Annotated in this window: 14 protein-coding genes; 2 read left to right on the top strand and 12 right to left on the bottom strand. The window is 65.0% G+C overall.

Going from position 1 to position 17,180, the window contains the following annotated elements; all coding sequences use genetic code 11:
* Positions 1–31: 31 nt before the first annotated feature.
* Positions 32–2,869 carry a TonB-dependent receptor gene (locus tag FHR22_RS03175; RefSeq protein WP_208417465.1) on the bottom strand — a complete coding sequence of 946 codons (2,838 nt, stop codon included), beginning with the start codon at positions 2,867–2,869 and terminating at the stop codon, positions 32–34.
* A gap of 261 nt (positions 2,870–3,130) precedes the next feature.
* The gene (locus FHR22_RS03170) at positions 3,131–3,682 is read right to left on the bottom strand and encodes an HD domain-containing protein (protein ID WP_166938857.1); all 552 of its coding nucleotides are present in this window, start codon (positions 3,680–3,682) and stop codon (positions 3,131–3,133) included.
* 109 nt (positions 3,683–3,791) lie between these two features.
* Between FHR22_RS03170 and FHR22_RS03165 the strand changes: the two genes are divergently transcribed.
* Entirely contained in the window at positions 3,792–5,936 is a 2,145-nt protein-coding gene (locus FHR22_RS03165; RefSeq protein ID WP_243853434.1) for a phosphocholine-specific phospholipase C, read from the top strand.
* A 253-nt stretch (positions 5,937–6,189) separates the two neighbouring features.
* Here the strand turns inward: FHR22_RS03165 and FHR22_RS03160 are convergent, their stop codons facing one another.
* A complete protein-coding gene (locus FHR22_RS03160; protein ID WP_166938854.1) occupies positions 6,190–8,256 on the bottom strand; it encodes a prolyl oligopeptidase family serine peptidase in 2,067 nt (688 codons plus the stop codon).
* Between the two features lie 179 nt (positions 8,257–8,435).
* Here FHR22_RS03160 and FHR22_RS22635 point away from each other — a divergent pair, with 179 nt between their 5' ends.
* Positions 8,436–9,575, top strand: a complete 1,140-nt coding sequence (locus FHR22_RS22635; protein WP_166938852.1) for a helix-turn-helix domain-containing protein — start codon at positions 8,436–8,438, stop codon at positions 9,573–9,575.
* Positions 9,576–9,594: 19 nt separating this feature from the next.
* Here the strand turns inward: FHR22_RS22635 and FHR22_RS03150 are convergent, their stop codons facing one another.
* Genes FHR22_RS03150 through FHR22_RS03110 form a run of 9 tightly spaced genes read right to left on the bottom strand, consistent with a single transcriptional unit; the run spans position 9,595 to position 17,057 of the window.
* Positions 9,595–10,614: a 5-oxoprolinase subunit C family protein gene (locus FHR22_RS03150; protein ID WP_166938849.1), complete on the bottom strand. Its 1,020-nt coding sequence runs from the start codon at positions 10,612–10,614 to the stop codon at positions 9,595–9,597.
* 1 nt (position 10,615) lies between these two features.
* Positions 10,616–11,263: a 5-oxoprolinase subunit B family protein gene (locus tag FHR22_RS03145; RefSeq protein WP_208417464.1), complete on the bottom strand. Its 648-nt coding sequence runs from the start codon at positions 11,261–11,263 to the stop codon at positions 10,616–10,618.
* 14 nt (positions 11,264–11,277) lie between these two features.
* Positions 11,278–12,039, bottom strand: a complete 762-nt coding sequence (locus FHR22_RS03140; RefSeq protein ID WP_166938844.1) for a LamB/YcsF family protein — start codon at positions 12,037–12,039, stop codon at positions 11,278–11,280.
* Between the two features lie 10 nt (positions 12,040–12,049).
* A complete protein-coding gene (locus tag FHR22_RS03135; protein WP_208417463.1) occupies positions 12,050–12,505 on the bottom strand; it encodes a VOC family protein in 456 nt (151 codons plus the stop codon).
* On the bottom strand, positions 12,502–13,284 hold the full coding sequence (locus FHR22_RS03130) for an SDR family NAD(P)-dependent oxidoreductase (protein WP_166938842.1): 783 nt from the start codon (positions 13,282–13,284) through the stop codon (positions 12,502–12,504). Before FHR22_RS03130 ends, FHR22_RS03135 begins: the two co-directional genes overlap by 4 nt.
* Before the next feature lie 10 nt (positions 13,285–13,294).
* Positions 13,295–14,458, bottom strand: coding sequence for an NAD(P)/FAD-dependent oxidoreductase (locus FHR22_RS03125; RefSeq protein WP_166938839.1), 1,164 nt, complete (start codon positions 14,456–14,458; stop codon positions 13,295–13,297).
* Positions 14,459–14,467: 9 nt separating this feature from the next.
* Positions 14,468–15,937, bottom strand: a complete 1,470-nt coding sequence (locus FHR22_RS03120) for an aldehyde dehydrogenase (RefSeq protein ID WP_166938837.1) — start codon at positions 15,935–15,937, stop codon at positions 14,468–14,470.
* Entirely contained in the window at positions 15,934–16,515 is a 582-nt protein-coding gene (locus tag FHR22_RS03115) for a thiamine pyrophosphate-dependent enzyme (protein WP_208417462.1), read from the bottom strand. Before FHR22_RS03115 ends, FHR22_RS03120 begins: the two co-directional genes overlap by 4 nt.
* Positions 16,512–17,057, bottom strand: a complete 546-nt coding sequence (locus FHR22_RS03110) for a thiamine pyrophosphate-binding protein (protein WP_208417461.1) — start codon at positions 17,055–17,057, stop codon at positions 16,512–16,514. Before FHR22_RS03110 ends, FHR22_RS03115 begins: the two co-directional genes overlap by 4 nt.
* Positions 17,058–17,180 lie beyond the last annotated feature (123 nt).

Raw genomic sequence — 17,180 nt, 5'->3', positions numbered from 1 at the left:
TCCCGCGCCCCCTCGCGTCAACGCCCGTCGGTCAGAAGATATAGCTCGCGCGCAACAGGACCGTACGGCCCGGCTCCATATAATCCTTCATGTAGGACGGATTGTCGCCCTTCGTCGTGTAATATTTATAATCGTTGAGCAGGTTCGAAACGTCGAGGTCGACCGCGAACTGGCTGGTGAAATTATAGCGCGTGTGCAGGTCGAGGCTCCGGTTCGGCTGGACCCATTTGTCGACGGCATTGTCGCGGAGCGATTCGATGAACTTGCCGCGGTAATTATACGACAGCTTCGCCTCGATCCCGTATTTCTGGTAGGTCAGCGATGCATTGTAGAGCAGGTGCGGGGTGTTGATGAACCGGATCTTGTCGCCGTTGCGATACGGCTGCCCGGTCGATGCCGCGCTCTTCTGCACCGTCACATTGCCCTCGAAACCAAAGCCGTCGAAGGGCGCGGGCAGGCCTTGGAAATTCTTGATCAGGTTCAGTTCGACGCCATAGATTTCGGCGGTTTCGCCATTTTGCGGCTGCGATATCTCGATCCGCCCGCTCTGGGTGTCGGCGTTCACCTGGCTGCCGTTGGTGAAGATGAAATTCTTGATATGCTTGTAGTAGAGGCCGGCCGAAACCATGCTGCTGCCGTCGATATAATATTCGGCGGAGATATCGGCGTTGATCGATTTGGCCGGCTTCAGATCGGGATTGCCTTGGCTGATCGCGATGATCTCGCCCGTACCGGGTTCGCGGGTGATCGACTGCCCCGCCGACAGATAGCCATATTCGGGCGGCGAATAGCCGGTCCAGATCGCGGCGCGATAGACCTGGCGATCGTCGGGACGATAGATGGCGGTGACGCTCGGCAGGAAGACGTTGTAACCGCGATCGGTCGTGCCGAACCCGCTGTCGTCGCCATCGTCGATCCAGAACTCGTTATGCGTCTCGCGCCGTTCGAACCGCATCCCGGCGATCGCCTGCAGCGGGCCGGTGCTGAAATGGGCGAGCGCATAGGCGGCATAGACTTTTTCGGTGCTCTTCTTGTCGTCCTCGAGCAGGTCGGTCTCGGACGGAGCCCCCGATCCGTCGGCCGCCGCGGCGCGGATGGCGGCTTCGACCGCGTCGCGGTCGAACACGTCGCCATAATAATATTGGCCGCGCAGGATGCTGCCGACTTCCTTGTCGATCAAACCCGAATCGGCCATATTCCGGTCGGCGTTGAGCAGGTCGCCTTCCCAGATCGGGGTGTAGTTATATTTGCGTCGCGACTGGGTGAACTTCGCGCCGAACTTCACATAATCGAGCACCCCGTCCATATCGTAGCGCGCGTCGAGCCGCGCCGCGATCCGGCTGTCGGTCTGTTTGTCGCGGCTCCATTCGGCGCCGTCGAACACCAGCAGGCTCGAATCGCGCTCGACCGACTGGGCATAGTCGGGCAGCCCGGCGTGCGGGAAACGCGGATCGTTCGACACCCAGTCGATTCCCGTCTGCGGCGTCACGCAAACCGGATCCTCGCCGCAGGCATAGGCGACTTCGAAGCTACCCGGCGACGAGCGTTCGCCGCCGCTGAAGCTGACGTCATAGTCGAGCTTCAGCCGCCCGAACTGGCTGCTGCCGCCGAAGTTGATCGTCGCGAGCGTCTGGTTGCGGTCGATCGTTTCGAAGTTGCGCGCGAACTCGAAATTGCGCGGATCCCACACGCCCGACCGCCCGTTCAGCGACCACAGACCGCTGCCGTCGCGGTCGGCGTCGGTGATCACGCCGTCGCCGTCGGCGTCGACGATCTGGCCGACGGTATAGCCATAGATGGCGCCGCGATTGTCGCGGCCGGTGATCATGTCCTCGGGCTGCTCCAGCCCCGTGTCGTCTTCGTCGACCTGGGTAAAGCGCGGCGTGTCGATATTATTATAGTCGGTAAGGTCGTTGGTCCCGCGCAGCTTCTGCTTCGAATATTGGCCGCGCAGATAAAGCTGGGTCGTATCGCCGCGGAAATCGAGCGAGAAATTGCCGCCATAGCGGGTCTGCTTCAACCGCCGGTAATCGAGGTCGATGCCCGGCAGGTGCATGTTGCGCTCGTCGATCGGCTCCTCCGAATCCTTGCGCCACTTATACGGCTCCCACTCGCCGTCATTTTCGGTTTCCTGGCCGTTGCCGTGCGACACGCCATAGTTCAGCGAGACAAAGGCGCCGAAGCGATCGTCGGCGAACCGCGTGCCGAAGTCGGCCTGCGCCTGATAGGTCGACGACGCCTCGTCGGCCTTGCGCGCCTGTTCGTTGAAGCCGCCGGTAGCATAGAGCCGGACGATCGTCCGGTCCTTGAAATCGAATGCGGTCGGGGTACGGAAATCGATCGTACCGCCGATCGCATCGCCGTCCTGGTCGGGGGTCAGCGTCTTGGTCACGCGGATCGCCGCCAGCCCGTTGGGCGGCAGGACGTTCAGCGACACGTCGCGGCTGTCGGGGTCGGTCTGTGCCACGCGGACGCCGTTGATGCTGACCGCATTATAGGTTCCCGACAGGCCGCGGACCGCGACATATTCGCCCTCGCCCGTGTCCTGGTTGACGATCACCGACACCCCGGGAACGCGGCCCAGCGCATCGGCGACATTGGCGTCGGGAAGCTTGCCCAGATCGTCCGCCGAAATGACGTCGACGATATTGTCGGCCTTGCGCTTCTCGTCGATCGCCACCGCGGTGCTGAGCCGCTGACCGTAGACGTGAATCGTGTCGGGCGCGTCGGCATCGGCCGAATCGACCGCCGCAGCGGCGGCTTCATCGACTTCAGCGGCACGCGCAGCGCACGTAAGGGTGATAGCGAGCGAGGCTGCCGACAGCATGAGGAACGTTCGGCGGCGATCTGCCCGATGATAAGTGGCCATAGGAAAATCCCCAATAATCCAGTGTGATGATCTTCCCGAACGCGATCGATCGGGACGGTTCGCGGGCAAGCCTCCTCCGTTCCGCGAGAAGATCGTCATCGCGGTCCGCAGGTGGCGTCGATTCGCTTCAATATTTTGACGCCCTTTTGGGCTTGCCCATTATTTGGTATAAACCAGTTTGCGATGACAGGCGCGTGACAGGCGTCCGGACAAGGAATTTTTTGCGCGAAAAAACATTCAAGCATTTAAATATAAATGATATTATTTCGCGATCAGCAGCGATTCCAACACATCGCGATAGCTTTCCAGACCCGGCACGTCCCAATCGAGCCGCTTCCCCATATCGTCATAACGGCGCAGCCTTATGGCTTCGGCGGAATAGGGACGCGCCGCAAAAGCCGCCGTCTCCGCGGCCGAATAGACCCCGCCCTGAAGCGCGAGGCTGATCTTCGAAGCCCTGCTCAGCCCCTTGAGATAGCCGGGCTCCACCGCGCATAAATAGCGTTTGGCATCGACGTGAAGGCGCACCGGTTCGACGACCTCGGCCGGGAAATAGGATGCCAGGAACGCGGCGCCGCTGACTTCATGGCGCGCATCGATCCCGCGCTTTTCCGCCGCATTTCCCGCGTCGTCCATGAATTGCCCGATGTCGTGCAACAGCGCCGCGGCGACCAGGCTATCGGGTGCACCGTCTTCGCGCGCGCAATGGGCCGCCTGCAGGATATGCGCAAGCTGGGTGACGTCCTCGCCGTAACTCAACGCACCCAGGCTGTTGAACATGGAAAAAATGTCATCGATCACTGCCAAAGTCATTGCATCTCCTGTCACGTCCGGGCCGGACGAACCTTGTCGTCAATCTGTAGTCTTTTTGGACTATACCAGATTTATGACGCCACGGCGACAGGACGGAATGGGAGCTTCGATGATGCGCGGTACGGACAGAAGGCGTTTCTTGCAGATGGCGGCGGGCGGCGGGGCGGCGATCGCCCTCCTCCCCCACCTGATCGAACGCGCGATGGCGATCCCGGCGAACAATGCCACCGGGACGATCATGGACGTCGAACATATCGTCGTCTTCATGCAGGAAAACCGCTCGTTCGATCATTATTTCGGCATGCTCGACGGCGTGCGCGGCTTCGGCGACCCGCGGCCCGTACCGATCCCGGGCGGGCGGACGATCTGGGCGCAGCCGAGCGACGAACATCCCGACGGCTATGTCCTTCCCTATCATGGCGATTCGAAAAGCAGCCAGTCGTTCACCGTCGACGGGTCGGCGCAGGGGCATCAGGCCAACCTCACCATCTTCAACCGCGGGCGGTGCGACGGCTGGGGCGCGACGCGCGAACTACACAAGCGGATGCTGCATTACGGGCCGTCGGACCTGCCCTTCTATTATGCGCTCGCCAACGCCTTCACCATCTGTGACGCCTATCACTGCTCGACCCTGACCCAGACCTATCCCAACCGCCTGCACCTGTTCAGCGGCTGCAACGGCGGCGGGACGGTCGGCGGCGATCCCGAAATGACCAATTATGGCGAGGATGAAACGCCCAGCGCCGACATGGCGACCGACCTGCCGTTGCGCCCCGACGCCTTTCGCTGGACGACCTATGCCGAACGGCTGCAGGAAGCGGGGGTCAGCTGGAAAGTCTATCAGGAGTACGACAATTACGGCGACAACCTGCTGTCGATCTTCCCGGCCTTTCGCCCCTGCGACCGTGGATCGGACCTGTATCGCCGCGGCCGGTCATGGGTCAGCGAACACAAGACCGGCGCCGACCGCACGCGCTCGGACGGCGAACAGCTGGTCGCGGCGTTTCGCGCGGACCTCGCCGCCGGCACGCTCCCCCAGGTGTCGTGGATCGTCACCGCCGAAGACCTGTCCGAACATCCCGAGGCCGAACCGTCGAAGGGCGAACATGTCGCGGCGAAGCTGATCGAGGCGCTGGTCGACCATCCCGAGATGTTCGCGCGCACCGTCTTCATCGTCAACTATGACGAAAGCGGCGGCTTCTACGATCATATGCCCTCGCCCGTCCCGCCGATGGAGGCGGCACAGGGGTACAGCACCGTCCCGGTCGATGGCGAGATCAAGGATTATGGCGCGGCCGCGGTCGCCAACCCCGGCCGCCACCCGATCGGGCTCGGCGTTCGCGTGCCCGCGATCATCGTCTCGCCGTGGAGCCGCGGCGGCTTCGTCTGCTCCGAGCTGTTCGACCACACCTCGGTCCTGCAATTCATGGAACGGCGTTTCGGGGTGGGCGAACCCAATATCAGCGCGTGGCGCCGCGCGGTCTGCGGCGACCTGACCTCGGCCTTCGATTTCACCGACCCCAACCGCGGCTGGGCGGCGCTCATGCTGCCCGGCACCGATGACTTCCTCGAACGGGTTGCCCGATCAAAAACCGGCTCGGCCAACGTCATCCCCGCCGTTCAGAAGCCCACCGCGCAAATGCCGGGCCAGCGCCGCGCGCGACCGCTTCCCTATGAGCTCGATATTTCAGGGCAGATTACGCTGGAAGGCCGGTTCCGGTTGAAGATGGTCAATCGTGGACGATCGGGCGCGGCACTGACGGTCTATGACAACAGCCATCATGCGTCGCCTTGGCACTACACGATCGGAGTCAATGCCAGTCACGAAAGCGAAGCTTGGCATGAAGCAGACGGTGCACCCGACGGCTATGATCTGACGCTGACGGGCCCCGATGGATTATACCGGCGATATGCCGGGGCGTTCGTCGGGAGACTGCGCATCGAAGCGTCCCTGATGCATCTTCCCGCCAAAGATGCGGTCGAACTGCAATTCGTGAATGGCAGCGACCAACCCGTCATCTTCGAAGTCGATTTCGACGATGCCTATTCGGCGAAGAGCGGCCGTTCGCGCAAGATCAGGGTCCCGGCCGAAACGAGCCGGAACGAACGCTGGCACCTCGCCCGCCATGACAATTGGTACGACCTGGCCGTCCGCACCCCGCACGATCCGAAATTCCTCCGCCGCTTTGCAGGCAAGGTCGAGACCGGCCGGCCCGGCCGCACCGACCCCGCCATCGGTAAAATGCGGATATGATCGAAATCGCAGGATTCCGGTAGCTTAGCCTATTATCGAATCCGGTCCGGCAACGTTGAAGCCACTGATGGAACCAACGACCCGACGCTTATGGATTGATGAACGAAGGGCGACCTCGCTCGACTTGCCCGATCGAATTGCGTTCCAATCGCCGAAAGCCGGCGAACAGTTGGCGCCTGGTGACGGATGGGAAATCCGGTGCCGATCCCGGGATCGGCGGCGATTCAACGCTGCCGATCCCATCGAGGCCGCTTCAGACGGCGAGGCCGAGTTCTCCGGCAAGAAAAGCGAGCACCTCGGCAGACTGGTGCCGTCGCTGATCCTTTCCGACCGCGCCGTGCCCCGCTTCGGCGCGGACGCGCAGCAAGGTCGGCAAGTCGCTGCCCGACGCCTGCTGGAGGCGAGCGGCCAGCTTGCGGCCATGCCAGGCGGGGCAGCGCGGATCATTGCCGCCGCAGTCGATCAGCATGGCGGGATAAGCGACGCCGTCCCGCACATTCTGATAGGGTGACCAGGCGTAGAGACTTGCCGCCGTTTCGGGATCGGCCGGGTCGCCATAGTCCAGCGTGGACACCATCGTGACCGGATCACGAACGCGCGCCAGCAGGTCGCTGATCGGCACCTGCGGTACACTGGCACGGAACAGGTCGGGGCGCTGGACGGCCACAACGGCCGCCATGACGCCACCGTTCGACCCGCCGATCACCCCCAGACGGCCGGGCGTGGCGATGCCGTGCGCAATCAGATCCTCGGCAACCGCGAAGACATCGTTGAAGCTGTTCTGCTTGTTTTTCAGCCGGCCCTGCTCCCACCAGGTCGCCCCATATTCGCCGCCGCCGCGCAGTTGGGCGAGCGCGAGCACCCCGCCCGCTTCGATCCACGCCGCCCACTGGGCGCCCAGCCACCCCGGCAACATCGCGACGTTGAAGCCGCCATAGCCGTGGATCACCGTCGGCGGCCGGGTCGACAGATCAAGGTCGCTGCGCGCCACGACCTGATAGCTGATGCTTGCCCCATCGGCGCTTTTGCCAACGCGATCGACCACCTGAACGTCGAGTTGCCACGACGGCTCGCCGAGCGCCGTCAGCTTGCGCGTCGCGACGTCCGCGATGCAAAGCACCGGGGCTGTCGCAAAGGTCGAGAAGGCGAAAATCACCCGGCCATCCTCTGCGCGCAACACGGGGTCGATCATATTGAACAACACGGCAAGGTTGCTGAAACTGTTGACAACGCCGCGTCCGGGCAGCTCGATTTCACCTTCGAAATCGCCGTCCTTTCCAAACACGCGAAGGCGGGCGTAATTCTGGACCAGATCGAGCACAAGGGCGCGTCCCCCGGTTATCAGGACCACGCCGGGCACGTTGTCCGAGGCGGGCACGATTTCCTTCCACGTCTCGCGCCGGTCCGGCGTCGCCAGAGGGATGGAGACGACGCGTCCGCGTGAGGCACCGTCGTCGATGACGGCAATGAAATTGCTCTCCAGAACATCGCCGCGGAAAATCCCCGGCACATCCTTCAGGAACGGCTGCCAAACACCGTCACCCTGAAGATCGAGAATATAATCGGGCCGCGGCGCGAGATGGTCAACGAAGGCCAGCAGATAGCGGCCGTCGGCCGATACGACAGGCCGAACGACCGGATGATTGAATTCGACGGGCTCGACCGTCGGCTGCTCCGGGGCGTCGAGGACAAATCGAAACAATTTTGCAACGGCGGAAGCGGGATCGAGGACCGAATAGACGATCGCGCTGCTACCCGGCAGCCAGGCGAAGAAAAGCGGCTGCTTCTGCGGCAGACCGTCCACCAGTACCGCGCCCGTATCGACGTCGATGATCTGGCAGTGCGGCTCTTCACGGCCTCCCGCAGCCCAACCGAAGATCGCCTTGCGCCCATCGGGAGACGGAATGAAGGTGCTGAGTTGCAAGGGTTCACCCGTCTGCATGGCATTCAGGTCGACGACCCGCCGGCCCGCTCCGGTCGGACTTTCGGACAGTTCGACCACGGCGAGATTCTGGCCTTCCGGCACATATTTTCTGAACCAGCGCCCCCCGGCAAAGATAGGAACCGTCGGGTCTTCCTTCGCTCCGATCACCGCCAACCGGTCGGAAAAGGCGCCGAAGCCGGGAAGGCCGACGAGATGCGCCTGCGTCAGCGCATCCTGGGCGGCCTGCCACGCCGTCACGGCGGGGTCGGCATCCTCTTCCAGCCAGCGGAAAGGGTCCTGATAGCTTATGCCCCCAAATTCGACCGTCTCCGGGCGCGGCTCCACCTGAGGGTATTTTGGTCGGGCGCCCTGTGCGGCGGGAAGTGTCTCGGTCATGTCGTTCTTTCCTCTGTCCGGCCTGGGAGAGCATCCGCCCTCCCATCGAGCCCGCCGGTGTGCACGCGTCCGGTGCGCCTCCGACGGCTTTGACTAGCCGCAACGCTGGACCGATTTCATAGTCCAGCGTACAGAAGTGTTCGCTAATCGTCTAAACCGACGATGCGAAGGAGGATGCCGTGCATCGATCGGACCATGAGCAGGCGGGATACCGGACGCACGGGCGCCAGACTCCGCCGGTATCCGAACTGATGGAGGGCGCGGCCGATGCCGGGCGTTTGCGCCGCTTCGCAGCGATCGAACATTTTCTTCCGGTTACCCTGCCCTACGCGTCGAGCACCTATGCACTCGACGCCGGGGACGAAATTCCGTCACAGGTGGAAACGCTCGTCCCCCTTGGCGACCCCCGCCATTACCGGGTGAACCCGGCCAAAAGCTGGGCCGTCGGCTATTCCGAATTCTGCGGGCTCGCCGACGGGCTGTTCGTGCAATTGGCGCGCACCACTTTTGCAGCGCCATGCGCAACGTCGATGGCCGCGCCGAACATGCTGCGCGTTCGTATCGCCAGCGACGGCGATTATGAATATGCGACGCCAGACGGCCAGAGGATAGATATCAGGGGCGCGGGAGCCTCGATCATCATCGAGCCGCCCGGAATGGCGCCCGCCGAAGCGGCGTTTCGAGGCCGCAACGATGGCGTTACCATTGTCGTCCACCGCAATATTCTGAAGCGCCTTTACGCGCAGGGCACGGAAGAACTGCCGGCCGAAGTGCAGGACTTCATCGCGGGCAATCTGCGGCGCAGCGTCGCGCGAAGGTTGCCGCTGGTGCGCGGGCTTCAGCGCTGCCTGGAAGACATGTATGCCTGCGACCTCGAAGGGGCGAGCCGGCGGCTGTTTCTGAAATCCAAGGCGATCGAGATCCTCTGCCACGCCTTTCAGGCGCTTGCGCAGGATGAGCGGCTGCGCCAGCCGCCGACCTCGGCGCTCACGACGCGCAGCGTGATCGAGGCGCAGCGTCTGCTGACCGAGAATTTCGTGACGCCGCCGTCGCTTGAAGACCTGGCGCAGCAGGTCGGCATGAGCCGGAGCAACCTTTGCCTCAGCTTCCGGCAGATCGCCGGGCAGACGGTTTACGACTTTATCACCGACAGGCGAATGGAGCATGCATTGGCGCTGTTGCAACAGCGCGAGACGTCGATCACGCAGATCGCTTACGCGGTGGGCTATAGCCACCCCTCCAGCTTCTCCATGGCCGTGCAGCGCCGTTTCGGCGCTTCGCCGAGCGAATTGCGCCGGCGCAGCTTACCGGTGATCTGAGGTCCGGTTCAAACCCGGCTCAAGGGATCGGCAGCTCGCTGTCCGGTTTTCCAGCATCCACCATGCCATCGATCAGGTTGATGGTGCGCAAGCGCTCATCGAGATCGGGGCGGCTTGCGATCCGCTTCAGCAGATCCTCTTCTCTCGCCGCCCGACGCATCAGCGCGATCGCTTCCGCCTGCGACAATATTTCGAACCGAAGCGGTGCGCCGGCCGGAAGCTGCGCGATCCGGTCGATGTCGATCTCCACCACCACCGCGATCTTCGGATAGCCGCCGATCGTCTGGTGATCCGCGAGGAGCAGCGTCAGCTGGCCCGCGCCATCCACCTGCAGCGCGCCGCGCACCGCAGGCTCGCTCGGCATATCGAGCGAGAGCGGCGGCAACGCCGGACCCTCGAACTTGCGGCCCATGCGGTCGAACGCCGCACCGGCGTGGAAGGTCGTATTCGCCAGATGCTCCAGCGATGCGGGCGCGAAGAAGCGCTCCTGCGGTCCGAGCACGATCCGCGCCGTCTCGATCGGCGAAGCTGCGATCGCGGGCAGCGGGCCTGGCCTCTGTCCCCCGGTGCGCACATCCTCGACGACAATGGCGGCCCCCGGGCGCAATATGCCGCCGCCGAGCCCGGACAGCGCATGGGTGGCCTGGCTGCCCAGCCAAACATCGGTGTCGATCCGGCCGGAAAAGGCAAGATAGGCCCAATTGCCCGCGGCGCCGCCCTTGATCCGCAGCCTCTGCCCCGGCTCAAGCCGCTCGACGAGCCAGCCGCCGAGCGATCTGCCATCGATCTCGGCGGTGAAATCGCCGCCGCAAAGCGCAAAAGCGAGCGCCTCGCCGGCGCAGCGCAAGGCAATGCCACCCGCCGATATCTCGAGCAGCGCCGCACCCGGCGCGTTGCCGAGCGCCGCATTGGCGGCCGCGAAGGCGAACCGGTCGACCGGCCCCGATGCGGGAACGCCGAACCGCATGTGGCCGCGGCGCCCGCCATCCTGCACGCTGGTCAGCGGCCCCGCATTCTCGATGTGGAGGCTGGCCGTCATCTCAATTGTCCGGCGCGACCGGGTCCACCCGCTCGAACCGGATGCGGTCACCGGGGTCGAACCGGAACGGACGCTCGCCAAGCGGATCGAGCACGCGCAACGACGTCCGGCCGATGACCCACCAGCCCGTCGGCATCGGCAGGGTGGTAATCAGGCATTGCGCGCCCGCGACGATGATGCTGCCGACCGGATGGCCGCGCTCCGCGCTCCCCTTGCGCGGCAGCTGCAGCGCTTCCGGCACGCCGCCGAGATAGGCGTAGCCGGGCGCGAAGCCGTACATGTAGCAGCGATAGTCGCCGGCAAGATGCGCCGCGATCACCTGATCGATGGTGAGGCCGGTGCGCCCGGCGACCGCCGGCAGGTCCGGCCCGTCATAACATATGGGGACGATATGCTCGCATGCCTGCCCCTGCGGTGCGGGCAGTGTTCGCGCAAGGTGCAGCGCCTCTGCCGCGAGCGCCGCGCCATCGGTGACCAGAGGATCGAAGGTCATAAGCAGCGAGGCATAGGACGGCACCGTCTCGACGAGCCCCGCCGGTGCCGCCGCCGCCAGCGTTCGGTCGAGCGCGATCACCTGCGCATTGATCCCGGCATCGATCCGGTCTCCGAGTTCGACGAGCAGCGCCGCCGCACCGACCGGCCTGACCAAGGGGAAGCCGGTGCTCACCCCAGAAACGGCGCGACCTCGACCCCGTCCGCGGCAAAGGCCGCGCGGATCGAGCGCGCCATTGCAAGCGCCTCGGGGCTGTCGCCATGGACGCAAACCGAATGGGCATCGAGCGGCACCTCGCCGCCATCGACGGTCGGCATCCGCCCGGTCGCCAGGAAGCGCAAGAGCCGGGCCACCGCTGCGTCGGGGTCGTGGATCATCGCGCCGGGCTGGCCGCGCGGCACCAGATTGCCCTGGGGTGTATATCCGCGGTCAGCAAATATTTCGCTGAACACGATCAGGCCCGCTTCACGCGCGACGCGTTCGAGCATGGTGCCCGAGATGGCAAGGATCGCAAGGCTGCCGTCGACCGCGGCGACGGACCGGATGATCGCCTCCGCCACCGGCCTGTCCTCGGTCGCGAAATTGCCGAGCGCGCCATGCGGCTTGACATAGGATATCGGGTGCCCGGCGAGCGCCCCCACCGCGACCAGCGCGCCGATCTGCGCAGCGACGAAGCGCTCGACCTCCGCGGGCGTGAACGGCAACCGCCGTCGGCCGAACCCTTCCTTGTCGGGATAACTCGGATGCGCGCCGACCACGACGCCGCGCGCCGCGGCGAGCGCCAGCGTGCGGTACATCGTCTCGGGATCGCTTGCATGTCCGCCGCAAGCGACATTGGCGCTGGTGACGATGGCCAGCATCGCCTCGTCGTCGCCCATCAGCCACGGGCCAAAGCCTTCGCCGAGATCCGAATTGAGGTCGATCGATCGCATTCCGATCTCCTCAGCCGCCGGCCGCGCGGCGGATTTCCAGCACAACGCCCGCGCGATCGGCGTTGTCGAAATAGGTGAAGCCGCTGCGGTCGGGCCGGCGGCCACGCATCAGGACCGGGACCCCGGCATCGCGCGCGGCGGCTTCGGCGGCGTCGCAATCGTCGACGGTAAAGCCGAGGTGAAACACGCCCTCGCCTTTCTCTTCGAGAAAGCGCCGCTGCGGACAATCCACCTCTGGCGGCTGGCACAGCTGGATCTGCATATTGTCGATATCGCAGAAGCGGTATTTCATGCCGAGGAACCCCTCGCGGCTCGGCACATCGAGTTCGGTATACTGGTCGAGCGGCGGATAATCGTGCCACGGCCCGATCCCGACGCCCTCATAATAGGCTTCGGCGGCATCGATATCGTGCACGACGATGCAGACATGGTGGAGGCGGCGGAAGACCGGCAGCGCAAGCGTCACTGCTCCGGCTCCGGCATCACATAGTTGAGGATCATCCGCCCGCCGTCGGGATAGAGGGTCTGGCCGGTCATATAGGACGCGTCGTCGCTGGCGAGGAACGACGCGACCGCCGCCACCTCGCTTGCTTCGCCCAGCCGCCCGGCCGGCGTGCGCGAGAGGATCATCTTCCCCTGCGCCTCGTTGGTCAAAAAGCCCATTTTGAGCATTTCGGTCGCGATCGTGCCGGGGCCGATGCCGACCACCCGGATGCCGTGCGGCGCCAAGGCGACCGCGGCGGTACCGGTCACCTGGTTGAGCCCGCCCTTGGAGATCGCATAGGTCGCCACGCTGGGGTTCGCCATGCGCGAGTTGATCGACGACATGTTGATGATCACGCCGCCGCGCCCCTGCGCGATCATCGCCTTCGCCGCCGCCTGCACCCCGAAGAAGGCGCCGCGCAGGTTGATGGCCATCACCGTATCGAAATCGGCTTCGGTGATCGTCAGGAAATCCTGGGTCAGAGCGATGCCGGCATTGTTGAGCATGATGTCGATCGAGCCGAACTTGGCGCCCGCGAAGTCGACCAGCTTCTGGATCTCCTCGACCACGCTGACGTCGGCGACGAACGCCGCGACGTCATGGCCTTCGCCCGCCAGCTGCGCCACGGCCTCATCCAGCCCTTCCGCATTGACGTCCGACAGCACCACCCGGGCACCGTCTTCCGCGAAGCGGCGGGCACAGGCCAATCCGATCCCCCGCGCCGCGCCGGTGACGACCGCCACCCTGTTCTTCAACCGCATGCCATTCCTCCTAATAGATCGCGCTTTCGGGCATCGGCCGCCCGGCGATGATCCGTTCGATACCGAGCGGCGCAAGATCGATCGAGCGATAAGCGCCGTGCACGACCAGTTCGGCGACGCCCCGCGCAACGCCGGGTGCATGCATCACCCCATGCCCCGAAAAGCCCGTGGCGAGGATGTAATTTTCGGCCTCGGGCGCAAAGCCGACAATGCCGTTGTGATCGAACAGGCACATCTCGTAATGGCCCGCCCAGGCGGATTGCACCCGTAATTCTTCGAGCGCCGGCACGCGCGCGGCAAGGATCGGCCACAGCGCCTCCTCGAACAGCGCATGATCGGGCTCGAAATCGCCATCGGCGTCGGGGTCGCAATCGTCGAGCGGAGCGATGCCGGCGATGAAGCCGTCGCGCTCGGGCCGCATCCACGCCCCCGAGACGTCGAACAGCATCGGCATCCGCTCGCTATCGAGCGGCGCCTTGATATGGAACACGGTGCGCTTGCGCGCGCGCACCGGCAAATCGCGCCCCAGCCAGCGCGCGACGCGGGCGGAGGCGGCGCCGGCGGCGTTGACGAACCAATCGCCCGCGATCTCGCCCCCAGCGGTCTCCAGCGCCACGATCCGGCCGCCGCGCGTCGTGAAACCGGTCGCCTCGGCCCGGACGAAGGCGACGTCCGCCGCCTGCGCCGCGCTCTTCGCCGCCTGCAGCAGCGACCAGGCGTCGAACCAGCCCTCGTCGCGCGTGCCGAAGGTGGCCATGGCGACGCCGTCGGTCGATAACCAGGGGAAACGCTCGGCCAGCGCGGGCGCCTCCAGCCGCTCGACCGCGGCGCCGCAGGCTCTCTGCATATCAAGCGCCTGTTCGCGCGCCGGCAGGGTGCGCTCGTCGCCGAGGATCAGATAGCCATTTTCGACAAAGCCGATATCCGCCTCGACCCCGAGCGACCCCGACACATTTTTCAGGAACTGTGCGCCGAACAGGCTCAGCTCGACATTGACCGGGCATGCGAATTGCGTGCGGATCGACGCGGCCGACAACGCGGTCGAGGCGAAGCGATAGGTCGGGTCGCGCTCGATCACGCTGATCCGCCCGGCAAAGCCCTCCTGCCGAAGCGACCACGCCGATAGCGCACCGATGATACCGCCGCCGATGATGAGCAGATGTTCGCGGGTCATGGCCGTTCGCTAGCGGATAGAAAAGGGATTGGCGACGCGTGCATCCGGATCGATCAGAACGGTCTTTGTCTGCAGATAGGCTTCGATCGCCTCCTGCCCATTCTCCCTGCCCAATCCGCTGCGCTTGTACCCGCCGAACGGCGCCATATAGCTGACCGCGCGATAGCTATTGACCCACAGCGTGCCCGCCTGCAGCCGCTCGGCACCGCGAAACGTCCGCGCCATGTCGGTGGTCCAAAGGCCTGCCGCGAGGCCATAGGGCGAATCATTGGCGAGTTCGAACGCCTCTTCCTCGTCGTCGAACGGGATCACCGACAGGACCGGGCCGAACACTTCCTCGCGCGCGATGCGCATGCCGTTGTTCACACCGGTCAGCACAGTCGGCGCGACGAACCATCCGGCGCGATCCGGCGAGGCGCCGCCAAGGACCAGTTCGGCCCCCTCCGCGCGTGCGATGTCGACATAATTGTTCACCCGCGACCATTGCGCTTCGGTCGCGATCGGGCCGACCTGCGTCGCCAGATCGGACGGATCCCCAAGCCGCGCCGGCGCCGCCAGCGCCGCAATGCGTTCGACCAATGCATCGTGCACCGGGCGCTGGACCAGCAATCGCGATCCGGCGACGCAGGTCTGGCCTGCGGCGGCAAAGATGCCAGCGACCACGCCATTCACCGCGGAATCGAGATTGGCGTCGGCGAATATGATATTGGCCGATTTGCCGCCCAGTTCCAGCGTGACTGGCTTCAGCGCGGCGGCGGCGGCTTGATAGATGGCGATGCCGCCCGCCTCGCCGCCGGTGAAGGCGATCTTGGCGATGTCCTTGTGCGCGACCAGGGCAGCGCCCGCCTCGTCCGGAAGCCCGGTGACGGTGTTGACCACACCGGGCGGAAAACCGGCGGCTTCGAACAGTTCGACAAAGGCGAGCGTCGAGGCCGAGGCATGTTCGGACGGCTTGATCACCACGGTATTGCCCGCGGCGAGCAGCGGCGCGAGCTTCCAGCTCAGCAGTTGCAACGGCGAATTCCACGGCAGGATCGCCGCCACGACGCCGAGCGGCTCGCGGCGGGTGAAGGCGACCATGCCCGGCTTGTCGATCGGCAGCATGCGGCCTTCGATCTTGTCGGCAAGGCCGCCAAAATAGCGGAACCATTCGGGCATGTAGCGCAATTGCGCGCGCGCCTCGACGAGCAGCTTGCCATTGTCGCGCGTCTCGATTGCCGCCAGCGCACCGGCGCGCTCGGCGAGCAGATCGGCGAAGCGGTGCAGCAGCAGGCCGCGCTTCGATGGCGTCAGCTCGGCCCATTCCCCTTTTCGGAAAGCGATCGACGCCGCGCCCACCGCGGCGTCGACCTGCTCCGCACCATCGCGGGGAATTCGTGCCCACGGCGTTGTCGTATAAGGATCGATGCTCTCGAACCAGTCGCGTGGCTCGACGGTGCGGCCAGCGACGATGTTGCGAAAGTCGACCAGCCCGCTCATGCCGTCGCGAGGCCGAGATGCGCGCGGAACCGGTTCTTGATGAACACCGCGTCGCGCGGCGGCAGCGATCGCGGCAAATTCTCCGCCTTCACCTTGATCACGAACAGACGCGGCCCTGCGGCCTTCCTGCCGGCTTCCGCGCAAATCGCATCGACATCGGCTTGGCTGGAGGCGGTGCGCGCCACCGCGAAATTGCAGGCGGCCGCCACGCGATCGAGCGCGATACCGAGCCCGGTATGGCTGTCCTGCATCCCGGTCTCGCCGAAATGGCCATTGTCGATGACGACGATGGTGAGATTGTCGGGCGCCGCGATACCGATCGTCGCCAGCCCGCCGAGGCCCATCAGCTGCTCGCCGTCGCCGGTGATGACCAGCACGGGCTTGCCGGGCTGCGCCTGCGCCAGTCCCAGCCCGACGAGCGACGCACTGCCCATCGCGCCCCACAGATAATAGTTGGCCGGAACGTCGCCCGCCGCATGCACGTCGTAGCTCGGCGAGCCCAGCCCGGTCACGACAAGCGCGTCGCCGCGCCCGGCAAGCAACGCCTCGACGACGCGTCTGCGGTCGAGCCCGCTCACCACTTCTTTTCTCCCAGCATGCGCTGCCCGATCAGGATTGCGATCTGCTGATCGCCGTCGAATGCCTCGATCGCCGCGGCCGACACCGTTTCGAGCAGGTCCTCGGGCGTTTCGACATGGAAGCTGCGCACGCCGATGGCCTGCAGCGCGGGTGCGGTCGCGGCGCCCATCGGAACCTGCCACGGATTGAATTCGGCCCATTCGCCGCGCATCGTCACCAGCATCAGCAGCGGAAAGCGGGCGATCATCGGCAACGACAGCATATTGATGCAATTGCCGACGCCGCTCGACTGCATCAGCACGACGCTGCGCTTGCCGCCGAGCCAGGCGCCCGCGGCGACCGCGATGCCCTCCTCCTCGGTCGTCAGCACCGTGGCAGAAACGTCGGGATCGGCACGAAGGCGTTCGATCAGCCGCGCGTGGCCGGCGTCCGGCACATAGCTCGCATGGGTTATCCCGGCATCGCGAAGGCTCTGATAGAGCACGTCCGGCCAGTGTAGCGCGGCTGGCGCCGCGGCTCGTTCCTGAATCATGGTCGACATGCGCACAGGCTACAGCAAACGCCTGCTTACCACCTCCAGCAATTGGCGCTTTCTGCTATGTCTTCCGGGCATAGGTGATAGCACGGCTTCCTCATGGTGAGGCCGGCGGTTAATCTATATGGC

The organism is Sphingopyxis panaciterrae (assembly GCF_011762125.1).
GTDB classification, from domain to species: domain Bacteria; phylum Pseudomonadota; class Alphaproteobacteria; order Sphingomonadales; family Sphingomonadaceae; genus Sphingopyxis; species Sphingopyxis panaciterrae.
The sequence above is the reverse complement of the archived record's forward strand: the minus strand, read 5'-3'. Positions and strand labels throughout refer to the sequence as shown.

Bases quoted from the DNA above. Each gene is read 5' to 3' on its own strand.
- FHR22_RS03110 (WP_208417461.1), bottom strand. From the start codon at position 17,057: ATGTCGACCATGATTCAGGAACGAGCCGCGGCGCCAGCCGCGCTACAC.
- FHR22_RS03150 (WP_166938849.1), bottom strand. From the start codon at position 10,614: ATGACGGCCAGCCTCCACATCGAGAATGCGGGGCCGCTGACCAGCGTG.
- FHR22_RS03120 (WP_166938837.1), bottom strand. From the start codon at position 15,937: ATGAGCGGGCTGGTCGACTTTCGCAACATCGTCGCTGGCCGCACCGTC.
- FHR22_RS03140 (WP_166938844.1), bottom strand. From the start codon at position 12,039: ATGCGATCGATCGACCTCAATTCGGATCTCGGCGAAGGCTTTGGCCCG.
- FHR22_RS03130 (WP_166938842.1), bottom strand. From the start codon at position 13,284: ATGCGGTTGAAGAACAGGGTGGCGGTCGTCACCGGCGCGGCGCGGGGG.
- FHR22_RS03175 (WP_208417465.1), bottom strand. From the start codon at position 2,869: ATGGCCACTTATCATCGGGCAGATCGCCGCCGAACGTTCCTCATGCTG.
- FHR22_RS03170 (WP_166938857.1), bottom strand. From the start codon at position 3,682: ATGACTTTGGCAGTGATCGATGACATTTTTTCCATGTTCAACAGCCTG.
- FHR22_RS03125 (WP_166938839.1), bottom strand. From the start codon at position 14,458: ATGACCCGCGAACATCTGCTCATCATCGGCGGCGGTATCATCGGTGCG.
- FHR22_RS03165 (WP_243853434.1), top strand. From the start codon at position 3,792: ATGATGCGCGGTACGGACAGAAGGCGTTTCTTGCAGATGGCGGCGGGC.
- FHR22_RS03160 (WP_166938854.1), bottom strand. From the start codon at position 8,256: ATGACCGAGACACTTCCCGCCGCACAGGGCGCCCGACCAAAATACCCT.